The 25,732-nt window shown below is 67.2% G+C and carries 20 protein-coding genes and 1 pseudogene; 16 read left to right on the plus strand and 5 right to left on the minus strand.

All coding sequences use genetic code 11. The features are described from left to right. Positions 1-279: 279 nt before the first annotated feature. Together AT701_RS35695 and AT701_RS10950 are read right to left on the minus strand one after the other, a co-directional pair. On the minus strand, positions 280-651 hold the full coding sequence (locus AT701_RS35695; RefSeq protein WP_306672562.1) for a DUF2510 domain-containing protein: 372 nt from the start codon (positions 649-651) through the stop codon (positions 280-282). Positions 652-785: 134 nt separating this feature from the next. Continuing rightward, positions 786-1,379: a TetR/AcrR family transcriptional regulator gene (locus tag AT701_RS10950; protein ID WP_003893527.1), complete on the minus strand. Its 594-nt coding sequence runs from the start codon at positions 1,377-1,379 to the stop codon at positions 786-788. Between the two features lie 99 nt (positions 1,380-1,478). On the opposite strand from AT701_RS10950, the gene AT701_RS10955 reads away from it, so the two are divergent. From AT701_RS10955 to AT701_RS11025, 14 genes and pseudogenes are all read left to right on the plus strand, one after another. Next, positions 1,479-2,303, plus strand: coding sequence for an acyl-CoA thioesterase (locus AT701_RS10955; RefSeq protein WP_011728190.1), 825 nt, complete (start codon positions 1,479-1,481; stop codon positions 2,301-2,303). A 72-nt stretch (positions 2,304-2,375) separates the two neighbouring features. Continuing rightward, entirely contained in the window at positions 2,376-3,359 is a 984-nt protein-coding gene (locus tag AT701_RS10960) for a zinc-dependent alcohol dehydrogenase family protein (protein ID WP_003893529.1), read from the plus strand. A 50-nt stretch (positions 3,360-3,409) separates the two neighbouring features. After that, positions 3,410-4,345 carry an NmrA family NAD(P)-binding protein gene (locus AT701_RS10965; protein ID WP_011728191.1) on the plus strand — a complete coding sequence of 312 codons (936 nt, stop codon included), beginning with the start codon at positions 3,410-3,412 and terminating at the stop codon, positions 4,343-4,345. 152 nt (positions 4,346-4,497) lie between these two features. Continuing rightward, positions 4,498-5,400: a TIGR04222 domain-containing membrane protein gene (locus AT701_RS10970; RefSeq protein ID WP_223495495.1), complete on the plus strand. Its 903-nt coding sequence runs from the start codon at positions 4,498-4,500 to the stop codon at positions 5,398-5,400. A 5-nt stretch (positions 5,401-5,405) separates the two neighbouring features. Beyond that, a complete protein-coding gene (locus AT701_RS10975; protein WP_003893532.1) occupies positions 5,406-6,260 on the plus strand; it encodes an MbnB/TglH/ChrH family RiPP precursor modification enzyme in 855 nt (284 codons plus the stop codon). Further along, positions 6,257-6,412 (plus strand): SCO6045 C-terminal-like domain-containing protein, encoded by a 156-nt coding sequence (locus AT701_RS35245; protein WP_003893533.1) that lies wholly within the window; start codon positions 6,257-6,259, stop codon positions 6,410-6,412. Before AT701_RS10975 ends, AT701_RS35245 begins: the two co-directional genes overlap by 4 nt. A gap of 254 nt (positions 6,413-6,666) precedes the next feature. Next, positions 6,667-10,199, plus strand: a pseudogene (car, locus tag AT701_RS10985) (carboxylic acid reductase). A gap of 131 nt (positions 10,200-10,330) precedes the next feature. Continuing rightward, the gene (locus AT701_RS10990; RefSeq protein WP_003893538.1) at positions 10,331-11,170 is read left to right on the plus strand and encodes an LLM class flavin-dependent oxidoreductase; all 840 of its coding nucleotides are present in this window, start codon (positions 10,331-10,333) and stop codon (positions 11,168-11,170) included. 37 nt (positions 11,171-11,207) lie between these two features. Continuing rightward, on the plus strand, positions 11,208-12,632 hold the full coding sequence (locus AT701_RS10995) for an aldehyde dehydrogenase family protein (RefSeq protein WP_223495499.1): 1,425 nt from the start codon (positions 11,208-11,210) through the stop codon (positions 12,630-12,632). Between the two features lie 125 nt (positions 12,633-12,757). Then, complete coding sequence (locus tag AT701_RS11000) at positions 12,758-13,492, plus strand: FadR/GntR family transcriptional regulator (protein WP_058125821.1); 735 nt, start codon at positions 12,758-12,760, stop codon at positions 13,490-13,492. A 207-nt stretch (positions 13,493-13,699) separates the two neighbouring features. After that, positions 13,700-14,596, plus strand: coding sequence for a transketolase (locus AT701_RS11005; RefSeq protein ID WP_223495501.1), 897 nt, complete (start codon positions 13,700-13,702; stop codon positions 14,594-14,596). Beyond that, complete coding sequence (locus AT701_RS11010; protein ID WP_058125822.1) at positions 14,593-15,627, plus strand: transketolase family protein; 1,035 nt, start codon at positions 14,593-14,595, stop codon at positions 15,625-15,627. The genes AT701_RS11005 and AT701_RS11010 overlap by 4 nt, the downstream gene beginning before the upstream one ends. Positions 15,628-15,670: 43 nt before the next feature. Next, complete coding sequence (locus AT701_RS11015) at positions 15,671-17,062, plus strand: M24 family metallopeptidase (protein WP_223495503.1); 1,392 nt, start codon at positions 15,671-15,673, stop codon at positions 17,060-17,062. A 286-nt stretch (positions 17,063-17,348) separates the two neighbouring features. Further along, positions 17,349-18,257: an NAD(P)-dependent oxidoreductase gene (locus tag AT701_RS11025; protein WP_235630848.1), complete on the plus strand. Its 909-nt coding sequence runs from the start codon at positions 17,349-17,351 to the stop codon at positions 18,255-18,257. Here the strand turns inward: AT701_RS11025 and AT701_RS11030 are convergent. The 3 genes from AT701_RS11030 to AT701_RS11040 all read right to left on the minus strand — a co-directional run bounded on the left by AT701_RS11030 (position 18,163) and on the right by AT701_RS11040 (position 22,497). After that, positions 18,163-19,671: a carboxyl transferase domain-containing protein gene (locus AT701_RS11030; RefSeq protein WP_011728196.1), complete on the minus strand. Its 1,509-nt coding sequence runs from the start codon at positions 19,669-19,671 to the stop codon at positions 18,163-18,165. The genes AT701_RS11025 and AT701_RS11030 overlap by 95 nt on opposite strands. Next, the gene (locus tag AT701_RS11035) at positions 19,668-20,888 is read right to left on the minus strand and encodes a CaiB/BaiF CoA transferase family protein (protein WP_011728197.1); all 1,221 of its coding nucleotides are present in this window, start codon (positions 20,886-20,888) and stop codon (positions 19,668-19,670) included. Before AT701_RS11035 ends, AT701_RS11030 begins: the two co-directional genes overlap by 4 nt. Before the next feature lie 208 nt (positions 20,889-21,096). Beyond that, positions 21,097-22,497, minus strand: a complete 1,401-nt coding sequence (locus tag AT701_RS11040; RefSeq protein WP_058125825.1) for an SLC13 family permease — start codon at positions 22,495-22,497, stop codon at positions 21,097-21,099. 158 nt (positions 22,498-22,655) lie between these two features. On the opposite strand from AT701_RS11040, the gene AT701_RS11045 reads away from it, so the two are divergent. Beyond that, a complete protein-coding gene (locus AT701_RS11045) occupies positions 22,656-23,348 on the plus strand; it encodes a FadR/GntR family transcriptional regulator (RefSeq protein WP_003893548.1) in 693 nt (230 codons plus the stop codon). Between the two features lie 155 nt (positions 23,349-23,503). Further along, positions 23,504-25,714: an RNA polymerase recycling motor ATPase HelR gene (gene helR, locus AT701_RS11050; protein ID WP_003893549.1), complete on the plus strand. Its 2,211-nt coding sequence runs from the start codon at positions 23,504-23,506 to the stop codon at positions 25,712-25,714. Positions 25,715-25,732: the final 18 nt, after the last annotated feature.

The raw sequence follows: 25,732 nt of genomic DNA on the forward strand, positions 1-25,732 counted from the left end.
CCGCCCTTCTCGGCGGAGCCACACGGGTGGGGAATTTCAATGAGCGTCAGTGGGGAATTTCAGTGAGCGCAGTCAGTCCATGTGGCGCGTGGATCGCAGCGGCCTTCCGTCGGCAGCGCACGCCGCCCGGAACGCCGTCAGCGCGCGCAGCTCGGAATCGATGACCTCAACGGTTCGCATGACAATAAGACGCAGCCGAAGTGTGGTCGGTTCCCTGCCTTGGGTGTTCAGAATGGCGTGAACCCTTCAACGCTCACCGTCATCCCGTGTCCGGTCGCGTCATTGATGAAGGTGGTCCCGTCGCTGGTTGGGTGTGATCGTCCAGCCAAGTGCCCTGTATGTCGTCCCGAAGCCAAGGATCTCAGCGACCGCCGATGACTTTGTGGAGTACCCATCGTCGGCTCGGGCCGGCGCAGCCAGCGGGGCGAGCTGGTCTGTCCACTTCTTGCCATCGAAGTAGCGCTGCGTCGGGGCCCCGTCAGGATCCGGGTACCAACCCGCCGGCGGGCTGAGGCGGTGCGGCTGCCATGGTCGGCATATTAATGCCACAGACGAGCGGCGTAGATTGATGACGCGGTCATCAACTGGCCACGGCCAACTGGGCATATACACAACCGAGCGGGTCTGACCGGACGCATATTCGCAGGTCATCTCGGGTCTTCCGATTGCGGACGGGGTTCGAATCCCCTTGGCTCCACTTCACGAAGACCCGCGGCGGGGATGCCGCGGGTTTTTGTTGCGTACGGGCGGCCAGGACGAGACGTCAGTGCTCCTGAGAGTCAGGCTCACCGCCCGATCTGTCCTCGCACCGCGCAGTCGATCAGTTGCGCAGCCGCCGCGCGCGCGTGCACGAACGCACCGGTGTCGTTGAGTGAGGTGGCCAGCGCGGCCGCGCCTTCGAACAGCACCAGGAGCTGGGGGCCGAGGGCGTAGGGATCGGCGGCGCCGGCCTCGGTGGCCACCTGCACCAGCAACTCCGCGAAGCGCCGCTTGTGGTCGCGCACGATGTCCTCGACCGCGCTGAGCTCGCCCGCAGATTCCACGGCGGCGTTGTGGAACGGGCACCCGCGGAACCGGGCAACGGGCACGGCGTCGAAGATCGCCAACAGCCGGTCGCGGGGCGGTAGTTCCTGGTTCAGCAGCGGCTTCTCCATGGGGCTGCCCCCGGCCCCGTCGATTCTGCGCAGATAGTGCTCGACGAGCTCGTTCTTGCTTGAGAAGTGTTGATAGAGCGTGCGTTTGGACACATTAGCGTGCTGGATCAACGCCTCGACCCCGGTGGCGTGGATGCCGTTGCGGTAGAAGAGCCGCGACGCGGAGGACAGGAGGCGCTCGCGTGCCCCGCGGCCGCCTCGGCGTTCGGCGGTGGTGTCGGACATGTCACAAGTATACCGATCAGTGTTCCTTTGGCGGACGAACCGTGCTATCTAGGTATAGCAACATAAACTCAGCTATTGGTTCGTCGGTGGGAGGTCGATGTGAAAACGGGGCAGTGCACGGGGCATCCACTGGATGCGGTCATCGACATCCGTCCCGACGGTGGCCGTGGTGCGGACGGGTGGACGGTGCCCGAGTACGGAAACATGGTCGGCCCGTTCGGGGGAGCGACCGCCGCGTTCATCCTGCAGGTCATCGATGCACAGGCCGACCGGGTGGGTGAACCGGTCGCGTTGACCGTCACCTACGCCGCACCCATCGCCGACGGCGAGTTCCATGTCCACGTCGACCTGGTGCGGACCAACCGCACCAACCAGCACTGGACGGCCACGCTGAGCCAGGACGGTGAGGTGAAGTCCACGGCGACAGCGGTTTTCGGGATCCGTCGGGAGGTCTGGTCGGACATCGAGGCGGTCATGCCCACCGCGGGGGAACCGGCGTCGTACCCGCCGGCGACGTGGCCGCTGGGGGTGGCGTTCCTGCGCAACTACGACGTGCGTGTGATCGACGGTGCGCCACCGGAGGACGAGCCGCCCGCGCCGTCGTCGCTGTCGACGTTCTGGGTGCGTCACGATCCCGAACGGCACCTCGACTTTCCTGCACTCGCCGCGTTGGCCGACGTCTTCTATCCGCGGGTGTTCCTGGGCCTCGGGCGGTCGGTGCCCGCGGGCACCGTCTCGATGACGACGTACTTCCACGCGTCCGCCGCCGAGCTGGAGCGGGTGGGTGACGACTATCTCCTGGCGACGGCCCGCGCTCAGCGCTTCGCGGGCGGCTACTTCGACCAGGCCGCGCAACTGTGGTCGCGCGACGGCGTTCTGCTGGCCACCACCAACCAGATTGTCTATTACAAGGATTCGCGCTGACGATGTGCGCTGAAGAAGTAAACCGCCGGGTGTACCTCCGGCATTCCCCGATTCACACACAGGAGGATTCCCATGAAACAACTCATTTTGACCAAGTTCGGCGACCCCGAGGACACGGTCAGACTGGTCGACACCCCGGAACCGGTCGCCGGGCCCGGCAAGGTGCTGGTCCGGTTGGAGGCCGCCGCGATCAATCCGTCGGATCTGCTGCTGCTCAAGGGCAAGTACCTGGTGCATCCGGAACTGCCCGCAGGGGTGGGAGCCGAAGGCGTCGGCATCGTGGAAGCCGTCGGCCCCGAGGTGGATTCGAACCTGGTGGGCAAACGCGTGATCGTGTTGCCCACCTACACCTACGGCACCTGGTCGGAGAAGGTGGTCGCCGCGGCCCATGACGTCATCGAGGTGCCCGACGCGGACCCGCAGCAACTGGCGATGCTGTCCATCAACCCACCGACCGCACATCTGCTGTTGGATCGCTTCGTCAACCTGCAGGTCGGCGACTGGGTCGGGCAGACCGCGGCGAACTCCGCGGTCGGGCGGTACGTCACCACCCTGGCCAGGCGCCGGGGACTCAAGACGCTCAACATCGTCCGGCGTGAGGACGCCGTCGAGGACGTGCGCGCCGCCGGGGGCGACGTCGTGGTGGTCAGTGGTCCCAACCTCGCCGACGACATCAAGCAGGCACTCGGCGGCGACAGGCTGAGCCTCGTCATCGATCCGCTCGGGGGCTCGGCCGCGTCGGATCTGATCGGTGCACTGGAGTTCGGCGGCACGGCCGTCGCGTACGCATCGCTGACCGGTACACCGATGAGTGTCTCGTCGGCCGACCTGTTTGGACGCGAGGTCCGCCTCACCGGCTTCTGGCTCGGCAACTGGTACGCCAGCGAGCCGCGGCACGAAATCGTCGACACCTTGGACTATCTGGCCCGTCTCATCGCTGAAGGCGTGCTGCACGCACCGGTCGAGGCGACCTACCACCTCGACGACTACCTCAAGGCCTTCACCCACGCCCGCACCGCCAAGCGCGGCGGCAAGATCCTCTTCACCTTCGAGTGAGCGCCGGACGTCAACCAACCGGAATATCGAAAACCGCTACAGGAGAAAGCATGACGAAAACCGACAACCCGATCCTGATCACCGGCGCGACCGGCCGCCACGGCAACACCGGCGAGTACCTCGTGCGTCGCCTCCGCGAGGAAGGCCGGGCCGTGCGGGTGCTGGCCCGCACACCAAGCGAGCGTACGGAGCGGCTCGCGGAGTTGGGAGCCGAGATCGCCATCGGCGACCTGCACGATCGGCGCACGCTGGTGCCTGCGCTCGCCGATGTCGACCTGGCGTACTTCACGTATCCCATCGACGCGGGCGTGATCCCGGCCGCGGCGAACTATGCCGCCGCGGTGCGGGAAGTCGGCCGTCAACCCCGCACGGTCGTGATGTCGATGGGCCCCTCGCATCCCGAGAATCGGAGTGATCTGGGTCGGGCCCAGTGGCTCGCCGAAGAGGTCATGCAATGGGCGGGACTGGATCTGCTGATCCTACGTGTGGCCGCGCTGTTCCACGAAAACCTGAAGGTGCTCCACAGTCGCTCGATCCGCGAGCATGGACTCATTCGCAACTCCTTCGGGCCGCAGCGCGTCGCCTGGATCAGTGGTCGAGACGCCGCCGAACTGGCACTGGCGGGCCTGCTGCACCCGCAGCGATTCTCCGAAACGATCGTCTACATCAAAGGATCCGAAGAACACAGTCACGTCGAGATCGCGGAACTGCTTTCCGAGTTGTCAGGTTCACCCGTCCGTTACGAGACCGCGACGCAGGAGCAATGGCGTGACGACCTTCTGGACCTGTCGCGAGCGGACGGTGAAGATGTGGTGAACCCTGCAATGGCACAACATATTTCTGCAGTCGGTCATATGGTGGCGCACATGGGTCGCACCCTGCCTGCCGACCGTGCGGTGCTGCGTGAGCTCATCGGCCGCGAACCGCTTCCACTGCGTGCGTTCCTGGAATCCAACCTCGACAGGTGGTCCCCGGTCAGCGTCTGACAACGCCGCCCGCGCAATCAGTTTCCTCACACAGACGCCAAAGTTCTCTCACAGAACGCTGTCTTTGCCGATGCACTCTGGCTCGACCGGAAAGTTGTGATCGGTAACAGCGGCGGATCGCCACGCTGGGGCATCTGGAAGGGGAGGTGACGATGTCGAGGGACGAGAGCTTCTTCGAGTTCTACGGACGAGCGGTAACCGATGTGGGTAACGGTTACCTGGTGGCTCTGGGCGCGGCGGCCCTGTTCGCGGTGGTCTGGCGGATCGCCCTGACACCGCGGCAACGCGGGGAGGTCGGGCCGGTCAGCGCGACCGAGCTGGCCTTCCTGCGGTCCGAGGTCGCCCCGGTGGTCACCGCACTGGCGAGCCTGCGGGCCACCGGGCGGGTGACCTCCTCCCGCAAGGTGGATCACAAGGTGCGCACCCGGGAAATCGACGGTTTCACCGCTTCGATGCTGCGCCGGGTGGGCGGTGACCCGATCCACACCGTTCCACGCCTCTACCGGACGTCTCGGGCGGACCTGAACGCTATGAGGGAGCAGCTGGGCGAGCGCGGGTTGGTGACGACGCCGGCACAACGCAGGCAGATTCGTCTGGGTGTGGCTCCGTCGATCGTGGTCATGCTGTTCGGGGTGATGTACGGCGTCTATCTGGTGACACAGTTCGCCCGTGACCCCGACCTGGGTTTCACGTTCGGGGTCATGGTGGTCGCCACGGTTCTCTACGGGTTGGCCGTGCTTCCGTGGCTGTGGCAGGTGCGCCGGCTGACGCCGGCCGGGCGACGGCTGCTGGCCCAGGAACGCAGGCGGCTGGCCTACCTCGATCCGGCCAAGCGCCCGGCGTTCGAGACCTACGGGCCTGCCGCGGTCGCGCTGTCGGTCGCCCTGTTCGGCGCCGGGGCGCTGCGTGCGGTGGACGGTAATTACGCCGACGCGGTGCAGGCCCCCGGCGTCGCCGGTGGCTCCGACGGTGGTGGCGGCTGCGCGTCTTGCGCGGGAGGCGACGGCGGTGACGGCTGCAGCGGTTGTGGTGGCTGCGGCGGCTGCGGAGGGTGAGACGGATGAGGACCGTACCCGCTCTGGGTGACGTCGGAATCGGTTGGCGACGCGAGATCGCCGGTGTGATCGCCGATCTGACGCCGGGATTCTGTGAGGTGATCGCCGAGTCCGTCCCGGTCCGCCGCCGACGGGCCCGACCCGACACGGCACTGCTCGACCTGGTGCGACGCGGTGTCCCGGTGATTCCGCACGGGGTCGCACTGTCACTCGGCAGTGTGGAACCGGTGCAGCCCAAGCGAATACAACGACTCGCGGCCTGCGCGCATGCGCTGCGCTCTCCGCTGGTCAGCGAACACATCGCATTCGTGCGGGCAGGCGGGATCGAGGCCGGCCATCTGTTGCCGGTGCCGCGGACCCGGGTCGCGATCGACGTGCTGGTGGACAACATTCACCGCACCCGAGCGCAGTTGGACGTTCCGCTGGCGGTGGAGAACATCGCCTCGTTCGTGGAGTGGCCGGAATCCGACCTCACCGAATCGGAGTTCCTCACCGAACTGGTGGACCGCACCGGTGTGCTGTTGGTGCTCGATGTGGCGAACGTGTACGCCAACGCACGCAACCGTGGCCGTGATCCACTGCGCGAACTCACCAGACTTCCCGTGGAGCAGGTGGCGTACAGCCACGTCGCCGGCGGGCGCGACGGGGCGGACTTCTATCACGACACCCACGCCGCGCGGACACCACCGGAGGTCCTGGACCTCGTGACCGCGTTGCGGGAGCGGGTCGACACGCCGTTCATGCTCGAACGAGACGGCCGCTTCCCGCCGGCCGCCGAATTGTTCGACGAACTGGACGCGATCGCCGCGGCGGCCTGTGCTGCCCCGATCACCAAGCAGGCACGGGAGGTGTGGACATGACCGAACACGATGAACTGGCCCGCCGCCAGGAGGCACTCGTGAAGGCATTGGTGGCCGACGGTCCGGTTCCGGAAGGTTTCGACCCGGGGGCCGTGGCGGCGGCCGGAATCGTCTGCCGCCACAAGCGCGACGCGCATGCCCAGTCCGGGTGACACCGAAAAGGCCCACAGCTGTTGCCCAGCAACATCTTCAGCGTCTTCGCAGAATCGCGGGACCGGCATGTCCCGAACTTACCGCCAGCCCCCATCTTTGGATGACGGGCAGCGGTAAAAGCCCAGTTCGAACGCGTCGCGGCGGCCCGGGCACCACAAGGGTCCATGGCGGTTCCACCGATCCGTCCTACCGTGGAATCAATGGCACACACGCCATTTGAGCTATCGCGGTGTACGGAAGGAACAGTGACACCATGCCGACCGACTCACGCCAGGAGCGACTCGCCCGCCGCATCGCGGAACTTCATGCGACCGACGGCCAATTCGCCAAGGCCCGACCCGTCGACGCGGTGACTGCCGCCGTCGAGCAACCGGACATGAGACTGCATCAGGTCGTCGGGACCGTCATGGATGCCTATGCCGACCGTCCGGCGATCGGGGAGCGCGCGATCGAACTCGTCGAGGATCCGGTGACCGGCCGGACTTCCGTCGAACTGCTGCCGCGGTTCGACACCCTCACCTACCGCGAGGTGTCCTCCCGTGTCACCGCGCTGGCCCGTGCCATGCACGACGATGTGCGCCCAGGCGACCGGGTGTGTGTATTGGGGCTTTGTCAGTGCAGATTACGCCATCATCGACATGGCGACGATGTATCTCGGCGCGGTGGCTGTCCCGCTGCAGACGAGCGCGCCGGTCGGTCAGCTTCAACCCATCGTCACCGAAACCGAACCACGTCTGTTCGCGTCGAGCATCGGCGACCTGCACACCGCGGTCGACCTGGTGCTCACCGGGCACGCACCCGCCAGACTTGTCGTCTTCGACCACCACCCGGCCGTGGACGAGGAACGCGAAGCGCTGCAGAGCGCGCGCCAGCGGCTCGGCGACGCGGGTGCGCAAGTGGCGATCGAGGCCCTGGCTGATCTGATCGAGCGCGGGCGCTCAGCGCCTGAGGTGCTGTATCACGTTGACGACGAGGATGATCCGCTGCGGCTGCTCATCTACACCCTCGGGCAGCACGGGCGCACCGAAAGGCGCGATGTACCCGGAGCGTCTGGTGGCGAATTTCTGGCGCAGGTCGCGCTGGAACTGGGGCGGCATGACCGCCCAGCCCTCGATCACCCTGAACTTCATGCCCATGAGTCACGTGATGGGTCGCGGCATCCTGTACGGAACGCTGGGACACGGTGGCACGGCGTATTTCACCGCGCGCAGCGACCTTTCGACGCTGTACGAGGATCTCGCGCTCGTCAGGCCCACCGAGCTGAACTTCGTTCCACGGGTGTGGGACATGCTCTTCGGCACCTTCCAGAGTGAGGTGCGGCGCCGATCCGCAGACCAAGGCGCGCACGGAGATCTCGAGGAGCTGGCGGCCGAGGTGATGACAGATCTGGCACAGCATCTGCTCGGGGGTCGGTACCTGCTGGCGATGACGGGCTCGGCCCCGATCTCGGACGAGAACAAGGCGTTCGTCGAAGAGCTCCTCGATCTCCATCTCATCGAGGGCTACGGCTCGACCGAGGCCGGCATGGTGTTCGTCGACGGCACCGTGCGCCGCCCGGCGGTGATCGACTACAAGCTGGCCGACGTGCCCGATCTCGGATACTTCCACACCGACCAACCCCACCCACGAGGAGAGTTGCTGGTCAAGACCCGGGACCTGTTCCCCGGGTATTACAAGCGACCGGAGGTCACCGCCGCCGTGTTCGACCCCGACGGCTTTTACCACACCGGAGACGTCGTGGCGGAGGTCGGGCCCGATCAGTTGGTCTACCTGGATCGGCGCAACAATGTGCTGAAGCTCTCCCAAGGCGAGTTCGTCACGGTGTCGAAACTGGAGCCGCTGTTCGGCGACAGCCCGCTGGTGCGCCAGATCTACATCTACGGCAACAGTGCACGCGCCTACCTGCTGGCCGTGGTCGTCCCCACCGAGGACGCGCTGCGTCACAGCGGCGGCAACATCGATCAATTGAAGCCCGCGATCAGTGCGTCTTTCCAGGACATCGCGAGGGCTGCGGGGCTGCAGTCCTACGAGATCCCACGCGACTTCCTCGTCGAGACCACGCCGTTCAGCCTCGAGAACGGCCTGCTCACCGGTATCCGCAAGCTGGCCCGCCCGAAACTGAAGGCACACTACGCCGAACGGCTCGAAGCCCTCTACGCCGAACTGGCCGACAAGCAGGCCGACGAACTGGCGGCCCTGCGTCGCAACGGCGCGCAGCGGCCGGTGCTGGAAACCGTCAGCCGCGCGGCCGGTGCGCTGCTCGGGGCGACGGCCGACACCCTGGCACCCGACGCGCACTTCACCGATCTCGGCGGAGATTCCCTGTCGGCGTTGACGTTCGGCAACCTTCTCCGGGAGGTCTTCGGCGTCGACGTACCGGTGGGTGTGATCGTCAGCCCGGCCAGTGATCTGCGGTCCATCGCGAACTACGTCGAAGCGCAACGCGGGTCAGGTGCGGCCGGGCCCTCGTTCGCGTCGGTGCACGGCCGGAACGCCACCCAGGTGCGCGCGGTCGACCTCACCCTGGAGAAGTTCCTCGACTCGCAAACGTTGACCGCGCCGCGGTCGGCGCCGAGTGCCGACGTGCGCACGGTGCTGCTGACCGGGGCGACCGGTTTTCTCGGGCGCTACCTGGCCCTGGAGTGGCTCGAGCGGATGAGCGAGGTCGGCGGCACCGTGATCTGTCTCGTACGGGCCAAGGACGACGCGTCGGCCCGCCGCCGGCTCGATCGGACATTCGACAGCGGCGATCCAGAACTGCTGCACCACTATCTGGATCTGGCCGACCGGCACCTGCGGGTGATCGCGGGGGACAAGGGCGAAGCGAACCTGGGGCTGGACCCGGGTACCTGGCAACAACTTGCCGACACGGTGGACGTCATCGTCGACCCCGCGGCGCTGGTCAACCACGTGTTGCCGTACCAGGAGTTGTTCGGCCCCAATGTCGTGGGCACGGCCGAACTGATCCGGCTTGCGCTGACGACGAAGCCGAAGCCCTACACGTATGTGTCGACCATCGGCGTGGGAGACCAGATCGAACCGTCGATGTTCACCGAGGATGCCGACATCCGGACCGTCAGCGCGGTGCGTGCCATCGACGACAGCTACGCGAACGGATACGGCAACAGCAAGTGGGCCGGAGAGGTGCTGCTGCGGGAGGCCCATGACCGGTGTGGGCTGCCGGTCGCGGTGTTCCGCTGCGACATGATCCTGGCCGACACCACATGGGCGGGCCAGCTCAACGTGCCGGACATGTTCACGCGGCTGATGCTGAGCCTCGTCGCAACGGGCATCGCGCCCGGTTCGTTCTACGAACTCGACGCGCACGGAAACCGGCAGCGCGCACACTACGACGGCCTGCCGGTCGGGTTCATCGCCGAGGCGATCGCGACCCTGGGAGCCGCTGCGGCCGACGGATTTTCGACATACCACGTGATGAACCCGCACGATGACGGTATCGGTCTGGACGAATTCGTCGACTGGCTCGACGAGGCGGGGTACCCGATCGAGCGCATACCGGACTACGCCGCGTGGCTGCAACGGTTCGACACGGCGCTGCATGCGCTGCCGGACGCGCAACGCCAGGCGTCGCTGCTGCCGCTACTGCACAACTACCAGCACCCCGAGAAGCCGATCCGTGGGTCGCAGGCACCCACGGATCGGTTTCGGGCAGCGGTGCGTCAGGTGAAGATCGGTGCGGGTGAGGGCAGCCGGGATATTCCGCAGGTGTCCGCGCCGATCATCGTCAAGTACGTCACCGATCTGCAGAAGGTCGGCCTGTTGTAAGGGGCGGCGGCGGCCGTCTTGATCGACGACGGCTCCCGTCGTGGCCGGAGTGGTCCTTCAGGAGCACCATTGCGTCCGGCGATCCGAAAGCGGTAAAGTGGCTAAGCCGCTTTACCGAAGGAGGATTGCGGATGCCGGTACGGCTTGGAATCGGGATTCCCACCACCATCGGTCCGCCCCGTGCGCCCGAGCTGTCGCGATGGTGTCGGGAAGCCGAAGAACGTGGAGCCAGCAGCCTGTCCTGCGTGGACCGCCTCAATTACCCGAACCTTGACTCTTTCCTGGCCCTCGCCGCGGCGGCTGCCGTCACCCACACGGTCCGGCTCCTCGCCACGGTCGTGGTCGCGCCCCTGCGCGGCAATGGGGAGCTGCTCCGAAAACAGCTCGCCAACCTGCACCACTTCTCCGGTCGCCGCTTCGACGTCGGTCTGGGTGTCGGTCGGCGCGACGACGACTACGTCGCCTCCGACGTCGACTTCTCCACTCGTGGAAAGCGGTTCGACGCCCAACTCGACCGGCTCTTCGGGACTGGCGAAGACAAGAGCCCCGAGCTTCCCTGTGTGATGTTCGGCGGACAGAGCCCGGCGACCCTTCGGCGAATTGCCCGGTGGGGCGGAGGGTGGGTCTCGGCGGCCGGGCTGGGCGGGCTGCAATCGACCATCGAGTTCTCCCAGCAGGTCCACGAAGCCTGGTCGAGCGCAAATCGGCCCGGAAAACCACGATTGGTCGCCCTCGCGTACGCGGCAGTCGGGAAGCAGGCGGCCACCCACGCCCGCACCCACATGCAGGAGTACTACGGGTTCCTCGGTACCGAGGGTGTCGATCGGCTCACCCGCCAGGTCATCAAAGGACACGATCAACTCACCGACGCCCGCGGCCGACTCGCCGACGCCGGGTTCGACGAACTCATCGTGCTCCCGACCTCCGACTCACTGGACCAACTCGCGCTCCTCGACGAATCCACCGCATAAGCCCAGGTGAAAGACCTCTATGAAAGGAACGCAGACGATGCACGACGGTCCGACGGCCATGTATATCAACGGCGAATGGGTCGCCGAGGGGGAGAACGGCACAACCACTCTCACCGCACCGTTCGACGGACGCGAGTTGGCCGTCATCCCCGTCGGAGGGCGCCGCGACGTCGAACGCGCGGTGCAGGCCGCCCACAATGCGCGACGTACAGGTCTCCCGCTGGACCGGCGGCTGACCATCCTTGAGGCGGTGGCGGCGTCGATCGCCGCGCGCAGCGAGGATTTCGCCCGCGCGATCGCGCTCGAATGCGCCAAACCCATCAAGACCGCACGCGCGGAGGTGCTGCGCGCGATCGATACGATCAAGTTCTCGGTCGCCGCCGCACGCACACTCGGTTCGGAAAGCGTGCCGCTCGATGCAACGGCGCCGGGCGCGGGCAAGACCACCTTCACCAAGCGTGTCCCCGTCGGGGTCGTGGCGGCGATCGCGCCGTTCAACTTCCCGCTCAACCTCGTGGTGCACAAGGTCGCACCCGCACTCGCGGTGGGATGCCCGGTTGTCCTCAAACCCGCGACCCAGACACCGCTGTCGGCCCTACTGCTCGCCGAGGTGTTCCATGAGGCCGGACTGCCGGCGGGGTGGCTCAACGTCGTGTGCGGATCAGGAGCCGAGGTCGGGGGGGCGCTCGCCACGCATCCCGATGTCGCGTACGTGACGTTCACCGGGTCGCCCCAGGTGGGTTGGGGCATCGCCGAGGCCGCCCCCAAGAAGAAGGTCCGCCTGGAGCTCGGGTCCAACGCGCCGTTGATCGTCGACCGTGAGTCCGACTGGGAAGCAGCGGCCGATCAGGCGGTCTTCGGGGCGTTCGTGCAGGCCGGCCAGTCCTGCGTGTCGACGCAGCGCATCTTCGTCCACGAAGACGTTGTCGACGCGTTCACCGAGCGTATGGCGGCCGCGACCCGGGACCTGGTGGTCGGTGATCCACTCGACGAGACCGTCGACGTCTCGGCCGTCATCAACGAAGGCGAGGCCATCCGGGTGGAGAAGTGGATCGCCGAAGCAGAAGCCGGCGGCGCGAAAGTAGTTGTGGGAGGCGAGCGTTCCGGAGCTGTTGTGACGCCCACGATCATCAGGGGTGTCGACCGGGCCGCCAAGGTGCAGTGCCAGGAGGTGTTCGGTCCGGTGGTGACCATCAACTCGTTCGCCGAGTTCACCGAGGCCCTCGCCGCGGCGAACGACTCCGTCTTCGGTCTCAACGCCGGCGTGTTCACGACGAATCTTCGGCATGCGCTGCAGGCCATCGAGGAGCTCGAGTTCGGAAGTGTCTACATCAACGATGTGCCCACCGTCCGCGCTGATCAGCAGCCCTACGGCGGGGTCAAGGAATCGGGAAACACGCGGGAGGGTCCGCGGTACGCGATGGAGGAGATGACCGAGCTGAAGTTCATCACGCTCCGTTGAGCGGTCGGCTCACCGGACATTCCTGCCCGCGGAACTACCATGGTCGGAGTTTTGGTGACTGAGGAGTGTCAATGACGCGTGGCGGGCCATCGAGGTCGGAGAGCAATGCGGCTGCTCGCCGGGCAATGGACGAGCAGTACCGCCAGAGCTTTCAGCTCGAGCCCGTCACGCGCATCGCCGATCGGGTCGCCGACCAGGTCCGCGATTACATCGTGGCCAACGACCTGGAGCCTGGTGCCCGGCTGCCGTCCGAGCGGCGTCTCGCCGAGCTCGTGGGCAGTTCGCGCCCCACGGTCAGCCAGGCGCTGCGAAGCCTCGCTGTGACCGGGCTGATCGAGATACGGCCGGGTGCAGGGGCTTTCGTCCTGCGCAAACCCACCACCGCGGTGGGCACAGGTCTGCAGATGATGATCGAGCTGGAGCCGGACAGCATCGGCGAGGCCGTGGACATGCGCCATCTGCTGGAGATGGCCGCCATGGAACGCATCACGACAAGGCCCACGCTTGACCTCGGCAGCATCGACGAGGCGCTGGAGCGCCTGCGGGCGGCCAAAGGGAGTGCGGCGGAATGGATCGCGGCCGATACCAACTTCCACGTCGCGTTCATCCGTCTCGCGGAGAACCGCTTCTTGACCAGCGTGTTCGAGAGCGTCCACGATGCGGTTGTCGCGAGGGCCTATCAGAGCTGGATCGTCGCGAACGAGCCGCCGCCCTGGCTGGCAGGTAAAGAGTTCGCGGCGCAGATCGCCCTGCATGAGCCGATCGTCGCTGCGCTGCGGGCAAGTGACCGTGCGCAATTGGCCACGGCGCTGACGCGCCACCAGGAGGCTCTCGAAGCGCACATGCGTCTTCACGGCTGAGTCCACGCGCCGAGAACAGCGCGCACTTCGAAAGCCGGTTCCCTGACCTCAGGGGGCCGGCTTTTTCATGTCACTCGTCGCCGGATGCGGCCGAAAGCTTTGTCCCCGTTCGGGGTTGATCTTCCTCAGGCAGTTGACATTCGTGTGGTACCAGACACACAATAGCGGCTAAGCGGCTAGGTGGCTTAGCCAAATTGGAGGAAGTAATTGTCTACATGCACCATCCCCGCAGCGACGCCGGCGGCCGGCGACCGGCAGTTCAGCGATGACGACATCCGACGGGCCGCCTGGCGCATCCGCCGGCGTGCACTCGACATGGTGGCGCGGGAGGGGTTCGGCTACCTGGGCCAAGCACTCTCGGCAGCCGAGCTTTTCGCTTCGCTGTACGTCGGCGCACTGACCCCCGATGACGAACTCGTCGTCTCACCAGGGCATTACGCGATCGCCCACTATGCCGCGGGAGTTGAGGTCGGACGTATCGACGAGGCAGAGCTCGCGACCTACGGCGTCGACGGTTCGCGGCTGGAGTCCATCGGAACCGAACGCACTCCGGGCCTTTCGGTCACGTGCGGATCGCTCGGACAAGGGCTGTCGGTCGCCGCGGGGCTGGCGCTCGGCGCGAAGTTGCAGGACGCCTCGAAGTTCACGTATGCCGTGGTCAGCGACGGCGAGATGGAAGAAGGGCAGACCTGGGAGGCCGCGCTGTTCGCAGCGCACCACGGACTGTCCGATCTCATCGTCCTGCTCGACCGCAACGACAGTCAGGTCGACGGCCCGACGCACACGGTCACCACCCTCGAGCCGGTGACCGACAAGTGGGCGGCCTTCGGCTGGGACGTGCGCGCCGTCGACGGACACGACGTCGGACAACTTCGCGCCGCCGTGCGCGCGGCGCAAGAGACGTCGGCGCCGTCGGTCATCGTCGCCAAGACCTGGACGCTCTCGGGCCTCGACCACATCCTTCCCGACGAGGCCGACGGCCACTTCCTCAAGGTCTCGCCCGATCAGATCGCACGAGCACGCAAGCACCTGGTCGAGGCAGAGCAGGAGGCACGAAAAGTCCAACCCGCCCCGTGGGGTGACCGTGAGGAGGCACGGGCATGAGCAAGGCGCAATCCCTTCGCGCTCCCTACGCCACCGTGCTGAAGCCCTATGGCTCGGCACTCGTGGACCTGGCGAGGCGGAAATCGAACGTCGTCTGCCTCGGGGCCGACCTCACGCGTCAAACCGAGACCGACCTGTTCCGCGACCAACTCGGCGACAGGTTCTTCAACGGCGCCATGAGCGAACAGAACCTCATGGGCGTGGCGGCCGGCCTTGCGCGGACCGGCCATCAGGTCTTTGTGAACACGTTCGGCGTGTTCGCGACGCGACGCCCCTACGAGCAGGTCGCAATGCAGATCGCCTATGCCGGCCTCGATGTGAAGATCGTCGGGCTCATGCCGGGCCTGTCGACGCCGGGCGGACCCAGTCATCAGGCAACCGACGACATCGCCCTGATGCGCGCGCTGCCGAACATGACGGTGATCGACGTCGCGGACGCGCGTGAGATCCCGCAGGCCGTCACCGCGATCTCCGAGATCCCCGGCCCGGTGTACATGCGGCTCAAGCGCGGCGAGATCCCGGTCCTGTTCGACGAGGATCATCGCCTGGACCTCGACAACGTGGTGGTGGTCGACGGCGAGGCCGACGAGCGCGAACCCGTCGACCTCACCATCTTGGCGACGGGCATGATGGTCGCGACCTCGCTCGCCGCGGCCGACGCTCTTCGCAGCATCGGGATCTGCGTCAACGTCGTCAACGTCGCGTGCCTCAAGCCCCTCGACACGGCCGGTGTCCTTCGCCAGGCGCGTCGCTCGGCCGCGGTCGTCACCGCGGAAAACCACAGTGTGATCGGAGGACTCGGCAGCGCGGTCGCCGAGGTGATGGCCGAGGCGGGCCTGGCGGTACCACTTCGCCGCGTCGGTATCCAGGACACCTTCGCGCGCGCGGCGAGTGCGCGTTATCTCTTCGAGCACTACGGCCTGAGCAGCCAGCACCTGGTGGACACCGCAGCCGCGCTGTGCGGGCGCGACGCGCCCTATCCGCAGGTTGTCGAAGTGCCTCAGGAAGTCGGCGCCTACTCGCCGGTCTGAGACCGCCTCGAACGTCGGAAGTCAAACCCGTTAGGAGAAGAATGTGAGTGCAACCGATACCAGCCTGCCCACGGGCTGGCGGCCGAGCGAACTGGGGGCCCACGCCGTGCCGGTGGGCTCGCCGGGGACCACCATGGCGGTCGACTGGGAGCGCCGGATCGACTTCGATCGCCTTCGCACCCAGCGGCTCACCCGAGCCCTCGACGCCCTCGAGCGCAGTGAACTCGGGGCGCTGCTGCTCTTCGACATGAACAACATCCGCTACACGACGGCCACCCACATCGGAAACTGGGCCAGGGACAAGCTGTTCCGGATGGCCCTTCTGATCCGCGGTCAGGCGCCGATCCTGTGGGACATCGGTTCGGCCGCCCGGCTGCACCAGATGCAGGCTCCGTGGCTGCCTCAGGACAGCTGGCGGGCCGGACTCTCGACATGGCGCGGCGCGATCGACGACGAGGTCGGCGTGCAGACCGGCAACGCGAAGAAGGTCGCCGACCTCCTGCGCGAGCACGGACTCGCCAACGATCCCGTCGGCGTCGACGTGGTCGAACTTCCCATGCTCAAAGCCCTTGAGGCCGAGGGCCTCACCATCGTCGACGGTCAGGGCCTCATGCTCGATGTCCGATCGATCAAGACCGTCGACGAGATCGCCCTGCTGGACCACGCCGCTGCGTGCGTCGACGCGGCCTACGAGGAGCTCTACAAGTTTCTCCGCGTGGGCGTCAAAGAGAACGAGACCGTCGCACTGGTCAACAAGGTCCTCTACGAACTGGGCAGCGAAGAGGTCGAGGCCGTCAACGCCATCAGCGGCGAGCGTTGCAGCCCGCACCCACATGTGTTCAGCGACCGCATGATCCGGCCGATGGACACCGCGTACTTCGACATCGTCCACTCGTACATGGGTTACCGGACGTGCTACTACCGCACGCTGAACGTCGCAGGCGCGACACGTGCCCAGCGTGACGCGTACAAGCGGGCGCGCGAATACATCGACCTGGCCATCAGCGAGGTGAAACCGGGTGTGCTGACCTCCGACATCGTCAAGCACTTCCCGGCCGCACAGGAATTCGGCTTCGCCAGCGAGGAGGAAGCGTTCGGGCTGCAGTACTGCCACGGTGTCGGCCTCTCGGTCTGGGAGAAGCCGCTGATGAGCCGCTACCACTCCTTCGACCATCCGGTCGAGATCAAGGAGGGGATGGTGTTCGCGCTCGAAACCTACTGGCCGACTGCCGACGGATCTTCGGCGGCGCGCATCGAGGAGGAGGTCGAGGTGACCGCGACCGGAGCCAGGGTGATCACCCGTTTCCCGGCCGATGAGCTTCTCGTGGCAGGCACCAGGTACTGGAACGGCTTCGATTTCCCCGAGATCAAGGCGCCGATCGGGCGGGGTGTCGCCTCCGGGGTGGCGGCGACCAACGGGGCCGGCGCGAGCTGATGTCGCGATCACGAGGCGTGGGCGAAACCGATGTGCGCACGGACCGGCGTCGCCACCTCGCCGTTGCCGGAGCCGGAGCAGTCGCCGTGATGCTCGCCGTTGCGTCGGCCGGCTGTTCCGGGGGCGGTTCCGGCGATGCCGGTGCGACCGACAAGGGTGTCCGCTCGGTCGACGTGGATGTCGTTCAGGGACCGATGATCACGACACGGCCCTCATGGCTCCGGTAGCACGGGACGCCGTCACGCGCCGGGTCGGGTTCCTGGGTCTCGGGAACATGGGTCGTCCGATGGCGAGACGGCTGGCCGCGTCGGCAACCCCGCTCACGGTCTACAACCGGACGACGGCCAAGTGCGCGGAATTCGCCGATCTAGGTTGCGAAGTCGCCGAGTCAGTGGCCCGGATGGGCCACTGCTCGGTGCTTCTCACCATGCTCGGAACCGACGATGACGTGGCGCAGGTGTACCTCGGCGATGACGGGCTCGTGGCCAACGCCCGTGCGGGTGCGGTGCTCGTCGACTGCTCGACCATCTCGCCCGACATGTCGGCGCGCGTGCGGGCGCGGTGTGACCGAGCGGGCGTGCACTTCTTGGCGGCGCCCGTCGCGGGAGGCCCGCCGGTCATCGAAAGTGGTGGCCTCGCAATGGCAGTCAGCGGTGACCGACAGGCCTTCGAACATGCCGCAGACGTTCTTCGCGTCGTCGCGCCCAATCTCATCTACGTGGGCCCGGGCGATACCAGTCGCCTGGTGAAGATCTGCCACAACCTCCTGGTCGCCGCGACTTTGGAAGTGCTGGGGGAGTTGTGTGTCCTCGCTGAATCCCATGGGGCGAGTCGTCAGGCTCTGCTGTCCTTCCTGCGCAGCACGGCGATCAGCAGCCGCTTCATCGAGTACAAGGCGCCACTGCTGGAATCCCTCGATTTCACACCGGCATTCACCAGCAGCCTCATGCAGAAGGATCTCGAGTTGGGCCTCGGGTTGGCGGGTCAGGCCGACGTGACGATGCCGGTGACCGCCCAGGTGCACGCGACGTACCGGGCCGCCAACGAGTCCGGGCTCGCCGAACTGGACGCCGCGGCGGTCTACCTGTACCTCGCCGGTTCTAACCCGCCTGAGCGAGCAGGTGGTGGCGACGACCGATCCGGTCGAAACGGCGGGCCCGCTCGGCCAGACGGCGCGCCGGATCCTCACCGGTGAGCGCCCACAACTCCGCCTGTATGGCCGCACCCGTCCGGCGGCTGAACATCTCGGGTTCGCTTGCGGCGTCGGGATGCTCGGCGATGATGCGGTCGACGAGGCCGTGCTCGAACAGGTCTGTCGAGCGCACGCCTTGTTGTTCGGCCATCTCGGCGGCATGAGCGGTGTCGCGGTGCAGGATGGCGCTGGCACCCTCGGGCGGAAGAGGGGACAGCCAACCGTGCTGCGCGGCCAGGACACGATCGGCCGGCACCAGGGCCAGCGCGCCGCCGCCGGTGCCCTGACCGAGCAGCACCGACACCGTCGGCACGGGAAGACTGACCATCTCGGCGATACACCGGGCGATCTCCCCGGCCAGGCCGCCCTCCTCGGCCTCCTTCGACAGTGCCGCCCCGGCGGTGTCGATGACGGTCACCAGGGGCAGGTCGAGGTCGGCGGCCAGGCGCATGCCGCGGCGCGCCTGTCGTAGCGCGCCGGGTCCGAGCGGTGTCTGCGGGGTCTGCCCGCGACGGTCCTGACCGAGCACCACACACGGCAGATGCCCGAACCGGGCCAGCGCGAGGAGCAGGCCGGGATCGGTTTCACCCTGCCCGGTTCCGCTGAGCGCGAGGACGTCACCGGCCGCGTGGTGCAGGAGTTCGCGCACACCGGGTCGGTCCTCGCGACGCGACGCGCACACCGACTGCCACGCGGGGACGTCGACGCCCACCGACACTTTCGCGGTGGCGGGTGCCTGCGTGGTCCGTCGCGCACGCATCATGACGCTCAGGGCCCGGTCGACCACCTCGGGCAACCGGTCGAGCGGCAGCACCCCGTCGATCAGCCCGCACGCCTCGAGGTTCTCGGCGGTCTGGACGCCTTCGGGGAACGGCGCGTCGTAGAGCGCCTGGTACACGCGCGGGCCGAGGAAGCCGATCATCGCGCCCGGTTCGGCAAAAGTGATGTGTCCCAACGATCCCCACGAGGCGAACACGCCACCTGTGGTGGGATGGCGCAGGTACACCAGATAGGGCAGGTGCGCGGCCTTGTGGTCGACCACGGCCGCGGTGATCTTGACCATCTGCAGGAAGGCGGCCGCGCCCTCCTGCATGCGGGTGCCACCCGAGGTGGGCAGCGCGAGCAGCGGCAGTTTCTCCGCGGTCGCGCGGCGGATCGCGGCGGTGAGCCGCTCGCCCGCGGCGATGCCGATCGATCCGCCGAGGAAGCGGAAGTCGCACGCAAGCAGGGCAATCCGGTGACCTTGTACGTAGGCTGCTCCGGTGATCACGGCCTCGTCGAGACCGGTGACAGCGCGTGCGTGCGCGAGGTCCCGCGCATAGACGGGATCGAGATCCTCATCGGTGACGGGGGAGTCCCATGAGGTCCACGAGCCGTGGTCGACCACCGTGGTGATCACCTCGTGCGCGGCGGTCATCGCCGTCCTGCCGTGAGCTCGTCGATCAGGTGGTTGTCGGCGCCCAGCACGGGCGGGGCACTGTGGTCCCGTCGCGTGCGCTCGGGACCCGCGACATCGAAGAAGCGCAGCGGCGGCCCGGGCAGGGTGATCTTGCCCAGGGTTGCGTGGTCGACGTCGATGAGCAGTCCCTGTGACCGGGTCTGCTCCCATTCGTAGACCTCCCGCAGATTCCGGATCCGCCCGGCGGGTACCCCGATCTGGTCGAGGATGCCGAGCAGTTCGTCGGTGGAGTACAGCGAGAACACGTTCTGGACAAGGTCGTTGACGCGTTTCTGGTTGGCGACGCGCTCGGGGTTGGTCGCCATGCCGGGCGCGTGGGCGTCGAGGTGGAAGCCGTCACAGAAGCGTTTCCACAGGCCTTCGCTGCCGACGGCGATCTGTACGGCACCGTCGGCGGTGTCGAACAAGCCGTACGGGCAGATCGACGGATGATGGTTGCCGGTCGCCTCGCCGATCTGACCGGCGACGGTCCACTTGGTGCCCTGGAAGGCGTGTACGCCCACCACGGCCGCCAGCAGCGACGCGCGGACCACCTGACCCCGTCCTGTGCGGGCGCGTTCGTTGAGGGCCGCCAGGACACCGAAGGCGCCGTACATGCCCGCCAGCAGGTCGGCGATCGGCACCCCGACGCGTTGCAGGTCATGGGGATTGGCTCCGGTCAGTGACATCAGGCCCGCCTCGCCCTGGGCGATCTGGTCGTACCCGGCGCGGCCGGCCTCGGGGCCGTCGTGCCCGAATCCGCTGATCGACAGGATGATCAGGCGCGGGTTGAGTTCCTGCAGCACTTCTTCGGAGAAGCCGAGCCGGTCGAGCACGCCGGGGCGGAAGTTCTCCATGAGGACGTCGGCGCGGCGCAGCAGTTCGGTCAGCGCGTCGCGACCCAAGGGGCTCTTCAGGTCGAGCGTGACGGACTTCTTGTTGCGGTTGGCGCTCAGGAAGTAGGTCGATTCCCGTTCTGCCCCGGTGGGTTCGATGAACGGTGGCCCCCAGCCGCGGGTGTCGTCACCGCCAACGGGACTCTCGACCTTGATGACGTCGGCGCCGAGATCGCCCAGCATCATCGCGGCGTGCGGGCCTGCGAGTGCGCGGGTCAGATCGACGACCGTGAGGTCGGCCAAGGGGCCGGCCGACAACGCCAACTGTGGTCCGTCGCTCGGGTGGATGGTGTCCGTCATGGGGGCCTCCCTGAATCGGTCTGGCTCGGAGATCTAGTGGCTGAGTGGACTAGCCACTTCAGCACAACACCGGATGTCACTGAAGTCAACGGGTGGCCCGGAAAAATGAGGTGACTTGAGCCACAAGGAAATTTGGCCTCAACTCGCGCGTGATACGACGAATGCCCGAGGCGGGATTCCGCCTCGGGTCGATTCGCCTATGGGGTGGTTACAGCCAGCCGGGCAGGACCAGCGCCGCCCAGGCCACGAGCGGTCCGATCGCGATCACCAGGCCGCTGTATTTGAGGATCTGCCGGTAGAACACGTCGCGGTCGACCCCCTGGGCGTTCGCGAGCACCAGCGCGCCGTTGGTCGAGAACGGGCTGACGTCGACGATGGTCGAGGCGATCGCGAGTGCGACGACCACCCCGATCGGTCCGATGTCACCGGCCAGCAGCAGCGGAACCGCAAGGGGGATGGTGGCTCCCAGGATCGCGGTCGAGGATGCGAACGCCGAGACGATCCCGCCGAGGTAGCACAGCAGCAGCGCCACCAGAAGCGGCATGCCGAGCTTCGCAACGCCGTTGCCGACCCATTCGACCGTGCCGGCCTCCTGCAGGACGCCCACGAAGGTGAGCACGCCGCCGATCAGCAGCACCGTGGACCAGCTGATCTGCGACACCGCGCCCTTTTGGGCCTTGGGCGAGGCGAGGGCCAGCACCGCGGCCACGGTCATCGCGACGAAGCCGACGTCGAGGTCGAGGATCAGCGAGAACAGCCCGAGCGCGCCGAGGCCGATGAGCGTGAGGATCTGGTCGAAGGATGCCGCGCGTCGGGGCAGGGGGCTGGTTGGCGTGTTCGGCGGTGCGGTCAGCGTGGCCGCCGAGGCCTGCGTGCCGTGGCCGGAGAAAACCGGGCTGCCCCCGCCCGACGGTGCGGAGCCACCACCGCCCGTGGAGCCTCCCGGGCCTCCGGTGCCGTCGGCCTCGATCGCGCCGTCACCTTCGAAGCTCGCGGTGGTCTGCCCGAGCAGTTTGCGGCCGCCCAGGAAGATGAACAGCAGAACGCCGATGGCGGCGTTGAAGAAGAAGCTGCCGAGGAACAGCGCCAGCGGGCTGTTGAGTAGGCCGGCCTTGGCGACGATGTTGTTGACGGTGACGCCGTAGATGCTGATGGGGGAGAACCCGCCGGCCTGGGCGCCGTGGATGACCATCATGCCCATCAGCAGGGCGTTGATGCGGTATTTGCGGGCGAAGGTCAGCGCGATCGGCGCGATGATGGCGACCGCGGCGGGTCCGAGGGCGCCCAGTGCGGTCAGCACCGCGGTGATGCCGAACATCACCCACGGTATGAAGGCCACACGGCCTCTGACCAGGCGTAACGCGCCGCGGACCATGAGGTCCACGGTGCCGTTGTTCTGCGCTATGGCAAACAGATAGGTGACGCCGACCAGCGTCAGGAACAAATCGCTGGGAAACCCGGCGATGATGTCGTCGGTATCCATACCGACGGCGATCGTGCCGACGAGGAAGGCGGCGACGAAGCCCAGCGTGCCCATGTTGATGGGGAGCAGCGTCGCCGCTGCGAACATCGCGATGAGGGCAAGAATCGGGATCAGTTCGAGCGGCATCGGGAACTCCGAACGTCGTGCGAGCGGTGAACCAGTGGAGCACTGGCCTAGCCAGTACACCAGTGGGACGAATCACTGTCAATAGGCGGGTGTGAGCCGTCCTACTCATCCTGTCACTGGTCGGCGGGTATTGTTTGGTTCAGAGAGTGGGTGAGCTAGTGGCTGAGCAACTGAGACCAGTAACGCGTCCGCGGCTCTACGAGGTCATCGTCGAGCAGTTGTGCGCATACATCTACAGCAATGAGATGGAGCCGGGGGATCGGCTGCCCGCCGAGCGTGACCTGGCGGCCAAGCTGGGGGTGAGCCGTGCGTCGCTCAGCCAGGCGCTCGTGGCCCTCGAGGTGCAGGGCGTGCTGTCGGTACGGCACGGCGACGGCGCGATCCTCATCCGCAGGCCCACCGAGGAGGGCTCCATCCGGGCCCTGCGTGAGCACGCCGACCGTATCCCCGACATCATCGAGGCCCGCGAGGCACTCGAGGTCAAGCTCGCCGAACTCGCGGCGGCGCGGCGCACCGACGCCGAGATGGCGGCGATCGACGCGGCCATCGCGACGATGGAAAAGGAAGTCGAAGCCGGCGAACGCGGCGTCATGGGCGACGAAATGTTCCACGAGGCAATCACATCCGCGGCGCATTCGTCGTTGCTGGCCAAGCTCATGCACGAGATCGCGGGGTTGATCCGGGAAACGCGGATCGAGTCGCTGTCGCAGGAGAACCGGCCGCGCGCGTCGCTGGAAGGCCATCGGCGTATCGCCGACGCGATCCGCAAGCAGGATTCGCAGGCCGCGGCACAGGCCATGGCCGAGCACATCCGCATGGTGTCCGACGTGGCGCTGCTGCGCGAGGGCTGAGCCTCGATCGGTCGGATCTGCGACGATTCGTCGCGCCGCCGAGTGCGGCGTACTCTTGCTCTTTCACCATACCGCCGGGACGGGGTCTTGCGGCAAGACCGGGGTGGTGGTGCAAAATCGCTGGCCCAAGCCAGAACTCGAAGATGTGAGGGTACGTGTCAGGTCGGGACTACGAGGACGAACTGCAGTCCGAGCGCGAGTACGTCGCCGGGCTCTACGCGCGGCTGGACGCCGAGCGGACGCAGTCACAGCGCAGGTACGCCGCCGCGCTGCGCGAGCACGGTGGCACTGCCGTGGAACGCGACGCCGAGGTCCGGGCGCTGGCCAAGGACATCGCCCGGCTCAACGTCGCCGACAACGGATTGTGCTTCGGCCGGTTGGACACGCTCGACGACGAGCGGCTCTACATCGGACGTCTCGGCATCTTCGACCGTGACAACGACTTCGAGCCGCTGCTGCTCGACTGGCGCGCCCCGATGGCGCGCCCGTTCTACGTCGCGACGGCAGCGAACCCGGAGAACATGCGGCGCCGCCGCCAATTTCACACCCTGGGCCGCAAGGTGGTCGACTTCACCGACGAGATCCTCGGACGGCCGACGGGCTCCGAGCACGACGCCACCAACGACGCCGCGCTGCTCGCGGCCGTCAACGCTCCGCGCGGCGAGGGCATGCGCGACATCGTCGCGACCATCCAGGCCGAGCAGGACGAGGTCATCCGCCTCGACCACACCGGCGTGCTGGTGATCGAGGGCGGCCCGGGCACCGGCAAGACCGTGGTGGCGCTGCACCGCGTGGCGTATCTGCTCTACACCTACCGCAAGCAGATGGAGCGCCACGGTGTGCTCGTGGTGGGGCCCACCCCCGCGTTCCTCAACCACATCGGCCGGGTGCTGCCGTCGCTGGGTGAATCGGACGCGGTGTTCATGACGCCCGGCGACTTCGTACCCGGCCTGCACGTCACCGCTGAGGACACGCCCGAGGCGGCCGAGGTCAAGGGCTCGCTGAAGATCCTCGACGTGCTCAAGGCCGCTGTGGCCGACCGGCAGGAACTGCCGTCCGAGCCGATCCCGATCGATCTGTCCGACGTCACGATGCGCATCGACGCGGAGACCGCGAAATGGGCCCGCGACGAGGCCCGCAAGACCGGCCTGCCGCACAACGAGGCCCGTGCCGAGTTCGTCGACGTCGTCACCTATGTGGTGACCGAGCGGGCGGTGGCCCGTATCGGGCGGGGCTGGCTGACGCGCGACGACAAGCACGCGTGGGAGAAGATGCGCGCCGACGTCGTCGGAGAGCTTGAGGACCACGAGCAGTTCAATGCCGCACTCGACGCGCTGTGGCCGATCCTCACGCCGGAAGACGTTCTCGCGCAGCTCTATACGTCGCACGAACGGCTGCGCGCGGCCGGGGCGCCCGAGTGCCTGTGGCGCGCCGACGGCGAGGCGTGGACGGTGTCCGACGTCCCACTGCTCGACGAACTGGTCGACCTGTTGGGGCGCAACAAGGCCGCCGACGAGGCCGCCGAGCGTGAGCGCCGCGAAGAAGAGGCCTACGCCGCGGGCGTGCTGGACCTCATGGTCGACCGCGAGGACCTCATGGACGACGAGGATCACCTGCTGGCACAGGACCTCATCGACGCCGAGGAACTGGCCGACCGCTTCAAGGAGCAGGACAACCGCGAGCTCAGTGAGCGCGCGGCCGCCGACCGCGAGTGGACCTACGGCCACGTCGTGGTCGACGAGGCGCAGGAACTCTCCGAGATGGACTGGCGACTGCTGATGCGGCGCTGCCCACGGCGCTCGTTCACCATCGTGGGAGACCTGGCGCAGCGACGGTCACCCGCCGGTGCCCGGTCGTGGGGTGCCATGCTCGATTCGTACGTGCCGGGCCGCTGGGTCTACAAGTCGCTTTCGGTGAACTACCGCACGCCCGCCGAGATCATGGCCGTCGCGGCTGCCGTGCTCGCCGAGTTCGCGCCGGACGCCACGCCGCCGGACTCGGTGCGCGCGTGCGGTGTGGCGCCGTGGGCGCGGCAGGTCACCGACGACGACATCACCTCGGCCATCGCCGAATTCGTCAGCGAGGAAGCCGGGCGGGAGGGCACCAGCGTGGTCATCGGGCCACCGGATGTGCCGGGAACCGTGCCGCCGTCGGAAACCAAGGGCCTGGAATTCGACGCGGTCCTGGTGGTCGAACCCGAACAGATCCTCGCCGACGGGCCGCGCGGCGCGGCCGAACTCTACGTCGCGCTCACGCGCGCCACCCAGCGCCTCGGCGTGCTGTACCGGGATGCGTTGCCGCAGGCGCTCGCCGGGCTGGCAGAGGGCGAGGCCGCCGCGACGGTCGAGCAGCGCACGTCGGCATAGCTCGGCTCGCACACGCCT

This window comes from Mycolicibacterium smegmatis (assembly GCF_001457595.1).
Classification (GTDB): Bacteria; Actinomycetota; Actinomycetes; order Mycobacteriales; family Mycobacteriaceae; genus Mycobacterium; species Mycobacterium smegmatis.

Coding starts and splice junctions, on each gene's coding strand:
- AT701_RS11010 (WP_058125822.1), top strand. CDS start 14,593: ATGAGCAAGGCGCAATCCCTTCGCGCTCCCTACGCCACCGTGCTGAAG.
- AT701_RS10965 (WP_011728191.1), top strand. CDS start 3,410: ATGACGAAAACCGACAACCCGATCCTGATCACCGGCGCGACCGGCCGC.
- AT701_RS11030 (WP_011728196.1), bottom strand. CDS start 19,671: ATGACCGCCGCGCACGAGGTGATCACCACGGTGGTCGACCACGGCTCG.
- AT701_RS10975 (WP_003893532.1), top strand. CDS start 5,406: ATGAGGACCGTACCCGCTCTGGGTGACGTCGGAATCGGTTGGCGACGC.
- AT701_RS11000 (WP_058125821.1), top strand. CDS start 12,758: ATGGACGAGCAGTACCGCCAGAGCTTTCAGCTCGAGCCCGTCACGCGC.
- AT701_RS10990 (WP_003893538.1), top strand. CDS start 10,331: ATGCCGGTACGGCTTGGAATCGGGATTCCCACCACCATCGGTCCGCCC.
- AT701_RS11025 (WP_235630848.1), top strand. CDS start 17,349: ATGGCGAGACGGCTGGCCGCGTCGGCAACCCCGCTCACGGTCTACAAC.
- AT701_RS35245 (WP_003893533.1), top strand. CDS start 6,257: ATGACCGAACACGATGAACTGGCCCGCCGCCAGGAGGCACTCGTGAAG.
- AT701_RS11040 (WP_058125825.1), bottom strand. CDS start 22,497: ATGCCGCTCGAACTGATCCCGATTCTTGCCCTCATCGCGATGTTCGCA.
- AT701_RS10960 (WP_003893529.1), top strand. CDS start 2,376: ATGAAACAACTCATTTTGACCAAGTTCGGCGACCCCGAGGACACGGTC.
- AT701_RS10970 (WP_223495495.1), top strand. CDS start 4,498: ATGTCGAGGGACGAGAGCTTCTTCGAGTTCTACGGACGAGCGGTAACC.
- AT701_RS10950 (WP_003893527.1), bottom strand. CDS start 1,379: ATGTCCGACACCACCGCCGAACGCCGAGGCGGCCGCGGGGCACGCGAG.
- AT701_RS10995 (WP_223495499.1), top strand. CDS start 11,208: ATGCACGACGGTCCGACGGCCATGTATATCAACGGCGAATGGGTCGCC.
- AT701_RS35695 (WP_306672562.1), bottom strand. CDS start 651: ATGACCTGCGAATATGCGTCCGGTCAGACCCGCTCGGTTGTGTATATG.
- AT701_RS11035 (WP_011728197.1), bottom strand. CDS start 20,888: ATGACGGACACCATCCACCCGAGCGACGGACCACAGTTGGCGTTGTCG.